Raw genomic sequence first — 14919 nt, 5'->3', positions numbered from 1 at the left:
GCCCTTCAAAACGAGAAAATGGTTGCGAAAAGTCAACAGTTGCTAAAGGCAACTATATTCCCGATGGTTGACTTTAATCAACAAATTAAGCTGTGATGGCAATCACTGGTGTGTCCCACGCGAACGTTGAACCACCATGGCTTTCCGTGATGGAGTGCGCCTCGGTCCTTTAACGAGCACTGCCCCGGCAGCGCAGGCAATTACGGCGACGGCGCTCAAGAGGGCGCTCCAGCTCAATGACTCTCCTAAAAGTACCGTTGCCCATCCCAGGCCGAGCACCGGCTGTACCAACTGGATCTGACTCACTTGCGCTAGAGGTCCTATTGCTAGGCCGCGATTCCAGGCCACAAACGCGAGAAACATGCTCACCACGCCGATATAAAGAACCGAAAGCCACTGAGCTCCGGTGGCCCCACCGATCCCGCGCGTCACAGGCACGATGCTCAAGAGCGCCATGACTGGAAGGGACAGTACCAGCGCCCACGAAATGGTCTGCCAGGCTCCCAACTCGCGGGAGAGCAGCCCGCTCTCTGTGTAGCCAATCGCCGCGCAGGCTACTGCAGCGATCAAGAGCAGATCCGCAATCGAGACCCCGCCCAAACTGCCCCCTTGAATCGTCGCAAAGATGACTGTGGCCACGGCCCCCAACCCCGCGAAAATCCAAAATGCGGGCCGGGGATACTCACGTGTCCGCAGCGCCGCAACAATCGCGGTACTGACCGGCAGCAACGCGATGACCACGGCGCCGTGTGACGCGCTCGTGGTGGTCATGGCAAAGGTGGTCAAGAGCGGGAAACCAAAAACCACACCCAGTGCCACGACGCCGATACGGAACCATTGGTGCAAGTTGGGAAATTTTTGGCGCGTCACGAGAAGCGCAATAGCGGCGATCACCCCGGCAATCACCGCGCGAAACGCCCCAATAAAAATCGGGTCCAAGGCGCCGCCGAGCGTGGCGACCCGAGTCAGCGGCAGGGTCAGGGAAAACCCTAGTACGCCAACAAAACCCCAGAAGATTCCGTGGTGGAGCCCTGATCTTGGGGAGTGGGTGGCCGGGGATAGCAGTGTGCCAATCGGCTGAGTAGCGCTATTCTTGAGTCTCATGAACAATAGTAGCAGTGACCGGATAGTACGGGAGTTACGAGCGTGGATTTCCTCGTCCGCGCCCGGCGCACAATTACCACCAACGCGGGAGCTGGTCTCCCAGTTTCGCGCGAGCCCGGTGACTGTGCAGAAGGCGCTTTCCCGCCTCACCCAATCGGGCCTCATCGACACCCAACCCGGCGTAGGAACGTTCGTGCGCGGTCAGCGCGCCGCCAAGGCAGCAGACTACGGTTGGCAAACTTCGACGCTTGGCATCCCCGCACGCCGTGTCCCAGCGATGTCCACGGCACTAAAGTCCGTGCCGTATGAGTCGATGGAACTGCACTCTGGCTACCCCGACCGGTCGCTACTGGCCGAGCGTCTGGTGCACCAAGCGTTCATCCGTGCAGCCCGATCCGATGCCGCGGTCGCCCGACCACCCTCGGCCGGGTTGCCGGAGCTACAAGCCTGGTGTGCGGCCGAGCTTGCCGCTCAAATGTCGACCTCGCTCAGCGCCCCCAATCCCGCGGACGTGATTGTGTTCCCGGGCAGCCAAAGCGCACTCGGATTGCTCTTTCGAGCACTTACTCACGGCCGCGAAACCCTACCGGGAGTCGCTTCCCTGTCCGGCAAGCGTCCCCAGGCGTCACCTGAGGGCCAGCAACCGATCATTCTGATGGAGTCGCCCACCTATTGGGGCGCCATTTCTGCCGCCGCTCAAGTGGGGGTGGAGGTGGTGCCCGTACCCAGCGGCCCGCAAGGCATCGACCTTGTCGCGCTGGAGAACGCTTTAAAGCGCACGGGAGCCAAGGCCATCTATGCGCAACCTAATTTCACGAATCCCACAGGGACACAGTGGACGCCGGATACTGTTGACGGCGTCCTGGATCTTATCCGGGCGCACAACGCGTTCCTGATCGAAGACGATTGGGCTCGCGACTTCGGCATTGAATCAGAGTCGATGCCGGTGGCCGCGCGTAATGACGACGGCCACGTCATTTATTTGCGTTCCTTCACTAAAAGTATTTCGACTGCGGTTCGCGTTGCCACAGTTATTGCACGTGGTCCGGTTCGGCAACGGATACTTGCCGACGTGCAGGCCGAGGCAATGTATGTTTCAGGCATCTTGCAACGCGTCGCTGTGGATGTGGTGACCCAGCCCGCATGGCGTACCCATGTGAAGAGCCTGCGTCACACTCTCAGGACGAGGCGCGACTTGCTCCGAGACGCCATCGCTACTCATCTCCCAGACGCCCACATTGACCATGTTCCGCAAGGTGGCCTCAATCTTTGGGTACGGTTCCCGGAGGGTACGCAGGTACACGAACTCGCCCAGTACGCAGAACAGCGGTCAGTCATTATTGCCAGTGGCGACGAATGGTTTCCCGCCGAGCCCACCGCCCCGTACGTGCGCCTCAACTTCTCGGGACCAAACCCGGGTAGCTATCCGGATGCGATGCGTGTGTTGGGCGAATACTTTAATCGGATGTAACGCGCCATCGCTACACTAAAAGGTCGAAAGACCATGACTACCGACTGAGCTTGACAACACCGCGTCCAGAAACCGGCGCACCGATGACGACACCGAAAGCAACCCATGGCAACCGACAACAAAGCGGCCCACCATTCCACAGCGGGGGAGCGCGCCAAGAGCTTCCTGAAAAAATCCACCGACCCGAGTCTGGTCCATCCGGCCCTGATCCCCGGCATCGGCGTGGAAGCCACCGGCCGCAAATTTTCCACCAACTGGTTTGTCTTCATTGCCGCGCTTGCCTTCGTTGCCCTGGTCCTGATTTTCGGGTTGAGCGACCGCGAGGGGTTTCGCACCTTCTCCAATGACGCGCTCGCTTGGGTGTCCACCAATTTCGGCTGGCTCTTCTCCCTGCTGACCCTCGTGGTCTTTGCCTTCATGATGTGGGTCGGCTTCTCCAGCTACGGCCGCATCCGCCTCGGCCAAGACGGCGAAAAGCCCGAATACTCCACACTCAGCTGGATCGCGATGCTCTTCTCGGCCGGAATGGGCATCGGTCTGCTGTTCTTCGGCCCCTATGAGCCGCTCGAATACTTCCTGAACGTCCCACCCGGCGCCGATGCGGCCGCCGGCAGCCGCGAAGCGATGCACGCCTCGATGGCGCAAGTGCTCTTTCACTGGGGACCCATGGCCTGGGCGTATTACGCGCTCGTGGGCGGCGCCATCGCCTACTCGGCCTACCGTCGCGGCCGCTCCCCGCTCATCTCGGCGATCTTTGAACCGATCTTCGGCGCCCGCACGCGCGGACCGCTCGGCCACGTCATCGACGTGTTCGCGATCCTGGTGACGCTCTTCGGCACCGCCGTCTCGCTCGGCATCGGCGCCCTGCAAATTGGCCGCGGCATCGAGGTGGTGGCCGGAGTCGGCGAGGTCGGCAACGGGATCATCCTGGGGATCATGGCCGTTCTCACCGCGGCGTTCATCATTTCCGCGGTCTCCGGCATCAAACGCGGCATCCGCGCGCTCTCCAACATCAACATGGTCCTCGCCGCGATCCTCGCCCTCTTCGTGTTCATCGCCGGTCCCACCCTGTTCCTGCTCAACTTCATCCCCTCCGCGGGCGTCGCCTTCTTCGCCGACCTCGGCACCCTGCTGATGCGCTCCCCGGCCGACGGCCCCGAAGCGGGCGCGTTCATGCAAACCTGGACCACCTATTACTGGGCCTGGTGGGTGTCCTGGACCCCGTTTGTCGGCATGTTTATCGCAAAAATCTCCCGCGGCCGCACGCTGCGCGAGTTTGTGCTCGTCGTGATCGTCGTGCCGACCACCGTGTGCCTCGTCTGGTTCGGCATTTTCGGCGGCACCTCAATGTGGATGGAATCCACCGGCGCGGCGCTCAGCGACGCGGAAACCTCGCAAGACATTCTCTTCGCGCTCCTGAACAATCTGCCCTTCGGCGCGGTGACCTCGGTGCTCGCGATGATTTCCATCGTCATCTTCTTTGTCACCAGCGCCGACTCGGCCTCCATCGTCATGGGCTCGATGAGCCAATCCGGCCGCCCGGAACCGGCGAGCTGGGTGACCGCGTCCTGGGGTCTCGCCCTCGGCGGTCTCGGTGCCGTGCTGCTCCTGGCCGGCGGGCAAAACACCTTGAGCGCCTTGCAGTCCCTGGTCACGGTCTCCGCGCTGCCCTTCGCACTCGTGCTGATCCTGCTGATGATCGCCTGGTGGCGCGATCTGCGCACCGACCCCTACACGCTGCGCCGCAAATTCGCGCGCGAGGCGATCGCCCAGGGCGTCAAACGCGGCATCGAGGAACACGGGGATGACTTTGTCTTCTCCGCCGGTGCCGTGAAACCGGGGGAGGGCGCGGGGGCGTGGCTGGACACCAAGGACCCCGCGCTCACCGAATGGTATGAGGAAGCGACCACCGGCACACTGCCCATTCAGCCGCCCGCCGAGCGTAAACAATTAGAACCGTAGTTTAAGTACGACGGCGTTGCTCACCACCCGTAGCGCGCCTCACCGGCGCGCCGGGCAACTAGGGCGATCCACCCGCCTCGAGTTCCTCCAGCGAATCGAGGGTCGCGGGAGAAGTCCCGTCGGGGAGCGTGAGCGGCGCAATGATTTTCCGCGGGTCAACCAATACCACGCGTTTGCCGTCGGCTTTGAGCCTCTCGGTGGCGGCAATGGACATGCGGCGGGCCACATCGGTAATCTCGTCCACCCGGCTGAGGTCGAATACCACGAGTTCGGTGTCCGGCGGATTGTCCACGGCATTGCGGATGAGCGCCTCGGTACTGACAAAGACCAGGTCTCCCTGAAGTTCAAAGACGGTCGCGTTCTCGCCGCCTGCCCGCACACGTCGGCGAGACCTCATGGCCGAACGCGCCGGACGGGCAGCGTCCATAATGTGCAGGTTCATATCGCGGGAAAGCCGCTCCATCATGGCAACCCCGCGCACACTATTGCCGTGCGAATCCAGTCGCGGCGAGAACACCGCGATGCCGACCTGCCCCGGCAGCACTCCGATAATCCCGCCGGAGACGCCGCTCTTAGCCGGGATACCGACGGTCGTCAGCCAATCCCCGGCGGCGTCATACATGCCGCACGTTGTCATGACGCTGAGCACTTGGCGGACAATCAGCGGATCAACCAGCCGTTCGCCGGTGACCGGTTGCACCCCGCCGTTGGCCAGCGTTGCCGCCATCAGTGCCAGATCCGCAACATCCACGGTGAGCGAGCACTGCCGGATGTAACCATTGACGGCCGCCACCGGATCCTGATCAATCACCCCAAAGGACTTCAAGAGGTGCCCTAACGCGAGGTTCCGATCCCCGGTGGACTGTTCCGACTGCATTAGCTCGGCATCCAATGCCAGTTCGCGACCGGCAAAACGCGAGTAAAAATCGTGGACCCGTGCATCGCGTTGGGCGGCCGAGTCCGCCGCGATGAGCGAGTGCGCGGCAATGGCGCCGGCATTGATCATCGGGTTCCGCGGCCGGCCAGTGCCGGTTTCCAACGAAATTTCGTTGAATGCCTCGCCGGAGGGTTCCACGTCGATGTGCTGGGCCACCTCGGCAAGCCCGCGATCGGCGATGGCCAGCGCATAGGTGAACGGTTTGGACATCGACTGGATCGAAAACCGTTCCTTGGAGTCCCCGGCGACATAGACGGCACCCTCGACGGTGGCTATCGCGATGGCAAGCCGCTCCGGGTTCGCTCCGGCGAGTTCGGGAATGTAATCGGCGACCGCACCGCCGGTCAGGCTGCGAACGGAATCGATGACTGCCTGCAGGTAATCGGGAACGGGTGACTTCATAAACTCACTCTATCGGTGAGCGGCACTCCGGAGCCGTGCGCGCTCGTGTGGGGGATACGCCGTCGTACTCGCGGCAAGGCTCGGGTTGGTGGCGTAGGTGTTGGTGTGATCTGATGAGCTTCGTGCGCACGAAAACCCCCTACGCCGCCGGAACCCTGTATGGCCTGCTGGCCTATCTGCTCTGGGGGCTACTGCCGCTGTATTTTGTGCTCTTGGCCCCGGCCGGGCCGTTTGAGATCGTGTCGGCGCGAGTGCTGTTTTCGCTCGTCTTTTGTCTGATTCTCTTGAGCGTCATGCGGTTGTGGCGCGAGTTTTGGGGTGCCCTCGCCTCACGCAGAACCGCCCTGTGGTTGCTCTTGGCGTCCGCACTGATCGCGGTCAACTGGTTTACCTACACCTGGGCGGTGCTCTCGCATCACGCAATTGAGGCGGCGCTCGGCTACTTCATGAACCCGCTCGTCTCGGTGCTGATCGGGGTGGTCGTGCTGCGCGAGCGGTTGCGTGTCTTGCAGTGGATCGCCGTCGCGCTGGGAGCCGCCGCAATCTTGGTGCTGGGCATCGCGTATGGATCGGTTCCCTGGGTGGCGCTGATCCTCGCGTTCAGCTTCGGGTTGTATGGGTATGTGAAGAACCGGGTGGGTGCGCGCACAACGGCCGTGACTTCGCTGAGCGTCGAGACACTGTTTCTGACCCCGGTTGCCGCGGCGGTGATGCTGGTGTTGGGCGCCCAAGGACAGGTCACGCTGTTCAGCGAAGGCGCCGGTCATTTCTGGATTCTTGCCGCCTCCGGTGTGGTCACCGCAATGCCGCTGATTCTCTTTGGGGCCGCCGCCCGGCGGCTGCCGCTAAGCACGATTGGACTGCTCCAGTACCTGGCGCCGACCCTGCAGTTCTTGATCGCGGTGCTGGTCTTGGGCGAGTCCATGCCGCCGGAGCGCTGGGTTGGCTTTTCGCTCGTGTGGGTGGCGCTCGTGATTTTCACCGTGGACATGTTGCGCACCGCGCGCATAGCCCGGCTGCGCGCACGGGTGTAACCGCGCTTACTCGATCTTGGACATCCAGTCGCTGTAGTCCGGGCCGTCGTCTTTTTTGTCCGACTTCTTGGTCGGTTCCGCGGCGGAGGTAGTTTCGGGTGTCTGGGGTGCCGGGGCCGGAGTCGATGCGGGGGCGGTACGAGCCGTCACAGCGGTTGTGGTTGCCGGCGCTGTGCGGTTTGGCACTGTGCTGACGGGTGCAGTGCGGTCTTGCGCTGTGCGGTCTGATACAGCGCCCCCGCGAAGCTCGCGCAGTTGGCGTCCGCGCCGGCGGTAGCTCAAAGCGAAGCCGAGAGCGGCCAGGACGAGCAGCAGAACCACAATCGAGGAGATGCCGGCGGCCAGGTGGAACTCGCCGACGCGCTCGACGGTGAGGCTTTCGCGCGCTCGCATCGAATTGGCCTCGGGAGCAAAGAGCGCGCTGAGCGAGAGAATCCAGCCAAACGCCCCGGCGCTCGCCAGAATCGCAAAGATCAAACTGATAACCCAGCCGGTGCGCGAACTCAACACCGGAATCAGCAAGAGGGCCGTCACCAGCGCGGATACGGCGCCGAAAGCCAGCCCGAAGAGGATGCCGGCGTAATAGTCGCCATTAACCCATGTGCCTAACAGATCGACCCACCACTGAACCAAGAACGGGGCAACGAGAAGAAAGAGCACTGCCCAGAGAACAGCCACCACGAGGGCCGCGAGAAGTTGACCCCACCAGCGTTTGCGCCGACCGTCCAGTGCCTCGTCACCGCGGCGCCGATCAGCCCGTTCGGCACGCGAGGGAACGCTCGCTGCACCCGCGGACCCGCGAGTTGCTGGTGCTTCCGCGGTCGCCAGTGTGCTGGCACTCGGGGAGCCCACCTTTGAGGTGTCCACCGCGTTCAGCGCTTCCATGTCTTTCAAGATGCGATCGATTTTTGAGTTATCGGCCATGAATCCATCTTTGCAAAGGAATGTGTGCGTGCGCACACCCGACTATGCTAAAAAGTGAAAGTCATCCTCGATTGCCTCGTGGCATCCGAACTTCGAAAGGCCCACCCATGTCTGAGATTCCCGCTGACCTGAAGTACACCGCCGAGCATGAGTGGGTTTCCGCCCCTAATGATGAGGGAGTCGTGCGAGTGGGCATCACCGACTTCGCCCAAGACGCGCTCGGCGACATCGTTTACGTCCAAATGCCCGAGGCTGGCACCGCCATTACCGGAAACGACGTGGTGGGCGAGGTGGAATCCACGAAGAGCGTGAGCGATATTTATGCCCCGCTGTCCGGCGAAGTGGTGGCACGCAACGAGGACCTGGACGCGGATCCGGCGCTGTTGAACTCGGCCCCGTACGCCGGCGGTTGGCTCTTGGAAGTGAAATTGTCTGACGTTGCAGATTTTGAGGGACTTCTCAGTGCGGAGGACTACCAGCAGCAGGTAGGCTAGTTCAACGGCACGGAACACAACTTGGGGAGGTCACTCATGGCATTTAATGCTGAGTCTGACGATGCTACACATCGCACCGGAAGCGATGACGTCTCAGCAGCGGAATCAACGTCTGTCAGTCTTCCTCCCGTAACTGCAGCGATGGCGATTCAACCTCGGCTTACCGAGGAACAGTTGCAAGCTGTCGCTGCGCTTCCGGCCGGTTCCGCACTGTTGATTGCGCACTCGGGGCCCAATGAGGGTGCCCGGTTCTTACTTGACCAAGACGTCATTACCGCCGGCCGCCACCCCGAAGCCGACGTCTTTCTTGACGATGTGACGGTGAGCCGTTCGCACGCCGAATTTCGCCGCACCCCGGAAGGGTACACGCTGGTTGACACCAATAGTTTGAATGGCACCTACGTCAACAATGACCGGGTTGATCAGGTCGCCCTGAGCACGGGCACCGAAGTGCAAATCGGCAAGTTTGTGCTGACCTATTATTCGCCCGCTGCCGATACCAACGCGACCGAAAATCGCTAGGGGTACTTGTCCAGTGGTGTCATCTCTTCCGCATACACACTCGTCTTCAGCCCGCCGGAAGCCCGGTGCCATGAACATCGGCGAGGTCCTGACCGAACTGAGCGAGGAATTTCCCCAGGTCACGACCTCGAAAATTCGCTTCTTGGAAGACAAGGGGCTGATTTCACCGCAACGCACGCGTGCCGGTTACCGCAAATACGATGCTCACGATGTCGAACGGCTCCGGTTCGTCTTGGCGTTGCAACGTGATCAATACCTGCCGTTGAAAGTCATTAAGGACTATCTGGACGCCATCGATCGTGGCGAACACCCGGATTCGCTACCCGGGTCGGTCAAGATTTCACCGCGTTTGCTGTCCAACCAGGATGCGGCGGCGCTGCACGCCAAGGCGCGCAAACTAGGCTTTAACGAACTCGTCGCGGAATCGGGTGCAAGCGCAACCTTGGTGCGCGAACTCATGAATTTTGGGCTCATTCCGTCCAATTCCGATGTTTTCGGTGAAAGCGCGTTGCTCATCGCCAAGGCCGCGGCGGGATTGGCTGCGCACGGAATCGAGCCACGGCACCTCCGACCCTTCAAGGCAGCAGCCGAACGAGAAGCCGGGCTTATTGAGCGCGCTACTATTCCGTTGTCCTCGCGCAAGGACACCTCGGCAAAGGCACATGCCGCGGATACCGCCAAGAATTTGGCCTCCCTGTGCCTGAACCTGCATTCGGCGCTGGTCTCAGAACAGCTCGCGCGCATCGACACCTAAGTATTTGGGGTGGCGTGCGCGTGAAAGAGCTGGAAGTGATTGGAGTTCGCATCGAAGTGCCTTCCAATCAACCATTGGTTCTGCTCAAGGAGACCAGCGGGCCGCGTTATCTTCCCATTTGGATGGGTGCCCCCGAAGCGAGCGCCATCGCCTTTGAACAGCAGGGCATCCGGCCGCCGCGGCCGATGACCCATGACCTGCTCATCACGGTCATCGGCAATTTTTCCCATCAGCTACAGGCCGTGACTATCACCGCCGTTGAAGACACGACCTTCCACGCCAGACTCGAGTTTGACGATGGTTCGTCCGTGAGCTCGCGCGCTTCGGACGCAATTGCCCTCGCCCTGCGCGCGCACTGCCCCATTCGCTGCGTCGATGAGGTGCTAGAAGACTCCGGGGTTCTCATGGACGCCGAGGACGAAGAGGATGAGGCATCCGCGTCGCAAGAGGCGCAATTGCGGCAGTTCCGGGAGTTTTTAGACGACGTGGAACCCGAAGACTTCGAGCGCTAGCCGCCGGAAAAGTCACAATACGGTTGCGACACGAATTTTTCACGGGTGCAAGATCGTTGCCTGAGCGCGGGACCAACCTTACTGTAGAGGTAGAAGGTTCCCATTGCATCATCACTGCGTGAGGCGCACACTAAAGAGACGTGTACTTGACGCAACTCGCACACTTTCCCTGTGGAACCGCCAATGAGGAGGCAGTAGTGAGTCCGACACAGCACGCCAGTACGGCGGGGACCCCTGACGGCATTGACGGCCCGGTGGGTTCTCAGGGAGTGCTCTTCACCGATGACCTTCCCATCCTGGATGAGGATGCCGGCTACCGCGGCCCGACCGTGTGCAAGGCCGTGGGGATCACCTACCGGCAACTCGATTATTGGGCGCGCACCGGGCTGGTTGAACCTGCCGTCCGCGGTGCATCCGGTTCCGGCTCCCAACGGCTCTACGGCTTCCGCGACATTTTGGTGATTAAGGTGGTCAAACGCCTGTTGGACACGGGCGTGTCGCTTCAGCAAATTCGCACCGCGGTCGAGCACTTGCGCAGTTTCGGCGTGGAAGACCTTTCTAACATCACGCTCATGAGCGATGGCGCGAGCGTCTATGAATGCACCTCGCCAGACGAGGTATTTGACCTGGTGCGTGGCGGTCAAGGCGTGTTCGGTATCGACGTTGGACATGTGTGGCGGGAAGTGCAGGGCAGCCTCTCGCAACTTCCGTCCGAATCTCACGAAGAGCACGATTACCCCGAAGACGAACTTGCCGCGCGCCGCCGCAAGGCTCGTGACTCGGCCGCAAGCTAATACCGAAAGATCGCGCTTCCAATGTGAGGGCGCTCTCCTCAAGTCGCGCGCGGGGACGTACCCGCACGCGCTCGCTTTTAGTTACGGTGTAGCGCTTGACGGCGCGTCGTAGCGCCCGTAGACGTTTCGTCCTTGCTCTCCGCTGGCCGCGCGGGGAGAGAAACAATTTGCGCCAGCAACTCATCGAATCGCTTCGCGGTAGCGCGCGCATTATCTTCGGGCCACTGGTGTACCGCGTGCGCGGCGCCCTGAATTTGCTGCCAATTGGGCACCTCGTCCAAGACCGGGCTCAACAGTTGATCGCCGAACATGCCGCGAATCTCGCTCAGCCGGAAAGTGTGCTCGGTCGACTCGGGGCGCACGCGGTTTGCCACAATGCTGGTCGTGACGCTCAAATGCGGGACTTCCTCGCGCAACATCTGCATCGCGCGCATGGTGCGCTCGGTACCGGCCACGGAAAACAGCTGCGGTTCCGCCACCAAAAGGACGCGGTTGCTCGCCACCCACGCCATCCGGGTGAGCCCGTTCAAGCTTGGCGGGCAGTCAATCAGCACCAGATCGTAGCCGCGCACCTTGGACAGCAAAAGCGGAAGACGCTTCAAGTCCCGCTTGCTAATGTCGGGGCGATCGTAAATACCGGAAAAGGCCGACCCCTGGGCGACATCCAAGAGCGGGGTATGGCGGTCCATCCCGTTCGAATCCACCCGGGTGGTCCAGCCAGAATGAGCCACGTTATCGCTTAAGAGATAGCGCTTCGGGTAGCGCAGCATGCGGCCGATATCCATGCGCGAGCCCGCGCGTCCGGTCTGCGCGCGAACATCGAGGCCGGTGGTGGCGTCGGCGTGCGGGTCGAGGTCGATCACCAGCGTATTGAGCCCCGCATTGAGGGCCGCTGACGCCAAGCCCAGTGTCACGGACGTTTTGCCGACTCCACCCTTAAGACTGCTTATGCTCACTACCTGCACCGAGTCAACCGCACCTAACTGTCATCGCCACACTGTTCTGCCAACTAGACTAGCTGTGTTGGTCAGATCAACTGGAGTTATGTTGAACACTTTTGAGTCACTGGAACCCTCAACGGGGTTATTTCAAGATCGTCATATCGGGGTTACACGAGACTCTGATCTAAATCATATGTTGAGCACCCTGGGGTATGGCTCGTTAGACGCGCTGAGCGAGGCCGCACTCCCAGCTTCCATTAAGGTTCAAGCGGAACTTGACCTTCCGGGCTCGCTCAGCGAAGAAGAGATGCTCGCCGAACTGCGCGCTCTCGCCAAGGGCAACACCGTGCACCGCTCGCTGATCGGCCAGGGCTACTACGGGACGTTCACCCCGCAAGTGATCAAGCGCAATATTCTCGAAAACCCGTCCTGGTACACCGCCTACACCCCATACCAGCCCGAAATTTCGCAGGGACGTCTGGAAGCGCTGCTCAACTTTCAAACCATGGTTGCCGATCTCACCGGTATGAACATTGCCAATGCGTCCATGCTGGATGAAGGCACAGCCGCGGCGGAAGCCATGGCCCTGCTGCGCCGCGTGAACCGCAAGGCCAGCCCGGACGCCGCCTTCCTTGTCGACGCCGATGCTTTCCCGCAAACCAAAGATGTCATCGCCAACCGGGCCCGCGCCGTCGGCATCCCGATTGTCGAACACAACTTTGACGAGCCCATCCCGGACGGCGACTTCTTCGGCGCAATGATCCAGTATCCCGGCGATTCCGGCCGTATCCGCGAGCTGGGTCCCCTGATCGAAAACCTCGCATCCCAGGGCATCATGAGCGCCGTGGCCGCGGATCTGCTGGCGCTCACCATGATCCCGTCCCCGGGAAGCCAGGGCGCGGATGTCGCGGTCGGTACCTCCCAACGCTTCGGCGTGCCGATGGGATTCGGCGGACCGCACGCCGGATACATGGCCGTCCGAGAGGGCTTGGAGCGATCGCTGCCCGGGCGTCTGGTCGGTGTGTCCAAGGACGCCGCGGGGGAGATCGCGTACCGTCTAGCGCTGCAAACCCGGGAGCAACACATCCGCCGCGAAAAGGCGACCTCCAATATTTGTACCGCACAGGTGCTGCTGGCGGTCATGGCCGGAATGTACGCGGTCTACCACGGCCCGCAGGGGCTCAAGCGCATAGCCGCCCGCGTCCATGGCTACGCCGCTCATGTCGCAGCCCTCGCCGAACAAGCCGGTTTCACCCAGTCCAACGAGCAGTTCTTCGACACCGTGCGCCTCAACACCCCCGGCCAGGCGGATGAGATCCTCGCCCAAGCCCAAAAAGCTGGGTACCTGCTTCGCCGCATTGACGCCGATACCGTTCAGGTCGCCGTGGATGAAACGGTGACCGACGCCGATATTGCCGCCCTCGCCACCATTTTTGGCGAGATCAGCGGAAGGCAAGTGGCCCCGGAAAGCGGGGAACACGCCGTCGTACATCTGCCCGAGCGCAGCGATGACTACCTGGCCAACCCGGTCTTCCACGCCTACCGCACCGAAACCCAAATGATGCGCTACCTCAAGCGGCTCGCGGACTACGATTATGCGCTGGATCGCGGGATGATTCCGCTGGGTTCATGCACCATGAAGCTGAACGCGGCGGCGGAGATGGCGGCGGTAACTTGGGAGGAATTCTCCGGGTTGCACCCGTTTGCGCCCGCCGAGGACACCGCAGGGATCCGGGAGCTGGCCGCGGGTCTGGAAAACTATTTGGCCGAAATCACCGGTTATGACTCGGTGTCCATTCAACCGAACGCCGGTTCGCAAGGCGAGTTGGCTGGGCTGCTGGCGATTCACGCGTACCACCAATCCCGTGGGGATACCGAACGCGATATTTGCCTGATCCCCACCAGCGCGCACGGCACCAACGCGGCCTCCGCCGTGATGGCCGGGCTGAAGGTGGTTCCGGTCGCCACCGATGGATTTGGCAATATCGACGGCGATGACCTCAAGCGCCGATTGCACGAGCATGAGGGCAAGATCGCTGCGATCATGCTGACCTACCCGTCCACGCACGGTGTTTTCGAATCCGACATCGCCAACGTCTGCGCGCTGGTGCATGAGGCGGGTGGCCAGGTCTATGTGGACGGCGCGAATCTCAATGCGCTGGTAGGACTTGCGAAACCGGGCAAGTTTGGCGGCGACGTCTCCCACCTGAACCTGCACAAAACCTTCTGCATCCCACACGGCGGCGGCGGACCGGGCGTCGGCCCGGTGGCGGTGCGCGAGCACCTGGCCCCATTCCTTCCGGCCCGCTCGCTGGCCGAGGCCGAAGAACCCGGGCGTCCCGTGGGTCTCGTGTCTGCGGCGCCGTATGGCAGCGCGTCAATCCTGCCGATCTCCTGGGCGTACATCCGCATGATGGGGCCGGAGGGGCTCAAGCGCGCCACCCAAACCGCAATCCTCTCCGCGAACTACATTGCACGCCGACTAAGCGAGCATTACCCGATCCTCTACACCGGGCCGAACCATCTGGTCGCCCACGAGTGCATTCTGGACTTGCGTGGCATCACCGCCGCGAGCGGGGTCAGCGTGGATGACGTCGCAAAGCGCCTGATCGACTACGGTTTCCATGCCCCGACCATGTCCTTCCCGGTCGCGGGCACGCTCATGGTGGAGCCGACCGAGTCCGAGGACCTGGCCGAAGTGGACCGTTTTATCGACGCGATGATCGCGATCCGCGCCGAAATCGCGAAGGTGGAATCGGGGGAGTGGGACGCGTTGGATAACCCGCTGGTCAACGCTCCGCACACCGCCCGCTCGCTCACAGAGGAGTGGGAGCACCCCTACACGCGCGCCGAGGCCGTGTACCCCGGCGGGGTGGACCCGCTGGCCAAATACTGGCCGCCGGTGCGCCGCGTCGAGCAGGCCTACGGGGACCGGAATTTGGTGTGTTCCTGCCCGTCCATTGAAGAACTGGCGGCCGCAGCCGACTAGAACGTAACGTATTTTCCAGGCTCCTTGCACTGACGCTAGTGTGCTCAGTGAGGAATCCGCACTCGGGCTGGCCCCAGTC

13 protein-coding genes are annotated in these 14919 nt (G+C 61.9%); 9 read left to right on the top strand and 4 right to left on the bottom strand.

From position 1 onward, the window contains the following. Positions 1–102: 102 nt before the first annotated feature. Positions 103–1104, bottom strand: a complete 1002-nt coding sequence (locus O148_RS14245) for a DMT family transporter (protein WP_051619720.1) — start codon at positions 1102–1104, stop codon at positions 103–105. On the opposite strand from O148_RS14245, the gene O148_RS0102135 reads away from it, so the two are divergent. Further along, positions 1103–2575, top strand: a complete 1473-nt coding sequence (locus O148_RS0102135) for an aminotransferase-like domain-containing protein (protein WP_035744458.1) — start codon at positions 1103–1105, stop codon at positions 2573–2575. The two genes, O148_RS14245 and O148_RS0102135, sit on opposite strands and share 2 nt — an antisense overlap. 105 nt (positions 2576–2680) lie before the next feature. Next, positions 2681–4537, top strand: coding sequence for a BCCT family transporter (locus O148_RS14240; protein ID WP_051619719.1), 1857 nt, complete (start codon positions 2681–2683; stop codon positions 4535–4537). 58 nt (positions 4538–4595) lie between these two features. On the opposite strand, the gene O148_RS0102125 is transcribed toward O148_RS14240, so the two are convergent. After that, the gene (locus O148_RS0102125; protein ID WP_026529613.1) at positions 4596–5876 is read right to left on the bottom strand and encodes a glutaminase; all 1281 of its coding nucleotides are present in this window, start codon (positions 5874–5876) and stop codon (positions 4596–4598) included. A gap of 113 nt (positions 5877–5989) precedes the next feature. Between O148_RS0102125 and rarD the strand changes: the two genes are divergently transcribed. After that, positions 5990–6910 (top strand): EamA family transporter RarD, encoded by a 921-nt coding sequence (gene rarD / locus O148_RS14235; protein ID WP_035744456.1) that lies wholly within the window; start codon positions 5990–5992, stop codon positions 6908–6910. A 6-nt stretch (positions 6911–6916) separates the two neighbouring features. Here rarD and O148_RS0102115 read toward each other — a convergent pair whose 3' ends face one another. Beyond that, the gene (locus tag O148_RS0102115; protein ID WP_026529612.1) at positions 6917–7834 is read right to left on the bottom strand and encodes a hypothetical protein; all 918 of its coding nucleotides are present in this window, start codon (positions 7832–7834) and stop codon (positions 6917–6919) included. Positions 7835–7941: 107 nt separating this feature from the next. Between O148_RS0102115 and gcvH the strand changes: the two genes are divergently transcribed. The 5 genes from gcvH (at position 7942) to O148_RS0102090 (ending at position 10910) form a co-directional block, all read left to right on the top strand. Further along, complete coding sequence (gene gcvH, locus O148_RS0102110) at positions 7942–8328, top strand: glycine cleavage system protein GcvH (protein ID WP_026529611.1); 387 nt, start codon at positions 7942–7944, stop codon at positions 8326–8328. 36 nt (positions 8329–8364) lie between these two features. Continuing rightward, positions 8365–8850, top strand: coding sequence for an FHA domain-containing protein (locus tag O148_RS0102105; protein WP_026529610.1), 486 nt, complete (start codon positions 8365–8367; stop codon positions 8848–8850). A gap of 70 nt (positions 8851–8920) precedes the next feature. After that, positions 8921–9604 carry a transcriptional regulator FtsR gene (ftsR, locus tag O148_RS0102100; protein ID WP_026529609.1) on the top strand — a complete coding sequence of 228 codons (684 nt, stop codon included), beginning with the start codon at positions 8921–8923 and terminating at the stop codon, positions 9602–9604. Between the two features lie 20 nt (positions 9605–9624). Next, positions 9625–10116 carry a bifunctional nuclease family protein gene (locus O148_RS0102095; RefSeq protein ID WP_026529608.1) on the top strand — a complete coding sequence of 164 codons (492 nt, stop codon included), beginning with the start codon at positions 9625–9627 and terminating at the stop codon, positions 10114–10116. 197 nt (positions 10117–10313) lie between these two features. Then, positions 10314–10910 (top strand): MerR family transcriptional regulator, encoded by a 597-nt coding sequence (locus O148_RS0102090; protein WP_026529607.1) that lies wholly within the window; start codon positions 10314–10316, stop codon positions 10908–10910. A 77-nt stretch (positions 10911–10987) separates the two neighbouring features. Here the strand turns inward: O148_RS0102090 and O148_RS14230 are convergent, their stop codons facing one another. Further along, positions 10988–11875, bottom strand: coding sequence for a ParA family protein (locus O148_RS14230; protein ID WP_051619717.1), 888 nt, complete (start codon positions 11873–11875; stop codon positions 10988–10990). A gap of 79 nt (positions 11876–11954) precedes the next feature. On the opposite strand from O148_RS14230, the gene gcvP reads away from it, so the two are divergent. Beyond that, a complete protein-coding gene (gene gcvP / locus O148_RS0102080) occupies positions 11955–14840 on the top strand; it encodes an aminomethyl-transferring glycine dehydrogenase (RefSeq protein ID WP_051619716.1) in 2886 nt (961 codons plus the stop codon). The last annotated feature ends 79 nt before the right edge of the window (positions 14841–14919 follow it).

Source organism: Haematomicrobium sanguinis DSM 21259 (genome assembly GCF_000688395.1).
GTDB classification, from domain to species: domain Bacteria; phylum Actinomycetota; class Actinomycetes; order Actinomycetales; family Micrococcaceae; genus Haematomicrobium; species Haematomicrobium sanguinis.
The sequence above is the reverse complement of the archived record's forward strand: the minus strand, read 5'-3'. Positions and strand labels throughout refer to the sequence as shown.

Bases quoted from the DNA above. Each gene is read 5' to 3' on its own strand.
- O148_RS0102135 (WP_035744458.1), top strand. From the start codon at position 1,103: ATGAACAATAGTAGCAGTGACCGGATAGTACGGGAGTTACGAGCGTGG.
- O148_RS14245 (WP_051619720.1), bottom strand. From the start codon at position 1,104: ATGAGACTCAAGAATAGCGCTACTCAGCCGATTGGCACACTGCTATCC.
- O148_RS14240 (WP_051619719.1), top strand. From the start codon at position 2,681: ATGGCAACCGACAACAAAGCGGCCCACCATTCCACAGCGGGGGAGCGC.
- O148_RS0102125 (WP_026529613.1), bottom strand. From the start codon at position 5,876: ATGAAGTCACCCGTTCCCGATTACCTGCAGGCAGTCATCGATTCCGTT.
- rarD (WP_035744456.1), top strand. From the start codon at position 5,990: ATGAGCTTCGTGCGCACGAAAACCCCCTACGCCGCCGGAACCCTGTAT.
- O148_RS0102115 (WP_026529612.1), bottom strand. From the start codon at position 7,834: ATGGCCGATAACTCAAAAATCGATCGCATCTTGAAAGACATGGAAGCG.
- gcvH (WP_026529611.1), top strand. From the start codon at position 7,942: ATGTCTGAGATTCCCGCTGACCTGAAGTACACCGCCGAGCATGAGTGG.
- O148_RS0102105 (WP_026529610.1), top strand. From the start codon at position 8,365: ATGGCATTTAATGCTGAGTCTGACGATGCTACACATCGCACCGGAAGC.
- ftsR (WP_026529609.1), top strand. From the start codon at position 8,921: ATGAACATCGGCGAGGTCCTGACCGAACTGAGCGAGGAATTTCCCCAG.
- gcvP (WP_051619716.1), top strand. From the start codon at position 11,955: ATGTTGAACACTTTTGAGTCACTGGAACCCTCAACGGGGTTATTTCAA.